This is a genomic window from Halococcus thailandensis JCM 13552, from assembly GCF_000336715.1.
Classification (GTDB): domain Archaea; phylum Halobacteriota; class Halobacteria; order Halobacteriales; family Halococcaceae; genus Halococcus; species Halococcus thailandensis.
Window position 1 is genome coordinate 1 of sequence record NZ_AOMF01000078.1, and the last position, 788, is coordinate 788.

Genomic DNA, 788 nt, shown 5'->3' on the forward strand with positions numbered 1-788 from the left:
CTTCGACACCGCTGCGCAAGTCTACCTCCGGTAGCGGTGGTCACACGGGGCCTGCTACTGGGTACGGATTTACTGGATGGTCCACTGAGCCTCTTCCCAGGCATCGGTGTATTTCGTACGAGCGTTCGAAACGAATTCAGCGTCGTCAGTAGCAGTACAAGCGGTCAAGGAGCCAGCGTGGACGATACTGAACACTTGACTCTCAGTGATCAGTAGCTGATTGGTGGCTGGATCAGGAAGCACTCGCAAAGAGAGCGTGTCAGCGGCGACCAATTCTGCGGCAGCGCTCGCCATGAGGAAGTCCTCTCGGACCCACCTGAGAACATCATCTGAGGCGAGGAGCCGAACCTGTGGTGGCTCTTCGAGTTTGTCGAGCTGTTCGATGAGAGAGGTAGTGGTTTCCTCACCAAACCCAATCGCGAGGATACTCTCACCGGCTGCGTCAGCGAAGACTGTCTCAAAAACGCTTGCAGCATTTTCTTTGACGGTTGGGTTGGAGATTCCCATGTTCAGAAATACAGTCCCATATCTAATACTATTGACGGTACAACTTCAACTCAATAGTTAGTAGTAATGAAAATAGAACAAGCGTGATCGGGGTCAACGGTTGTATCGAGCAATCACCGCCAACACTGTGAAGACGATCATCAGAAACCCACCGCCAAGGGTGAAAAAACCGACTGAATTCAAGAATCCAAGCCCACTTTCAGTACCTCGTCTAGATTGACGACGTTATTTTCTGCTGATGATTAGGGTGAGCTTCTTGAGGCACACAGACAAACTCACGG

The 788-nt window shown here is 51.3% G+C and carries 1 protein-coding gene; it reads right to left on the minus strand.

The genetic code is table 11. The features are described 5' to 3' along the window. Positions 1-69 precede the first annotated feature (69 nt). Complete coding sequence (locus tag C451_RS03355) at positions 70-507, minus strand: transcriptional regulator TbsP domain-containing protein (RefSeq protein WP_007737693.1); 438 nt, start codon at positions 505-507, stop codon at positions 70-72. Between the last annotated feature and the right edge of the window lie 281 nt (positions 508-788).

Excerpts from the sequence above, each read along its gene's own strand:
- C451_RS03355 (WP_007737693.1), bottom strand. The coding sequence starts at position 507 with ATGGGAATCTCCAACCCAACCGTCAAAGAAAATGCTGCAAGCGTTTTT.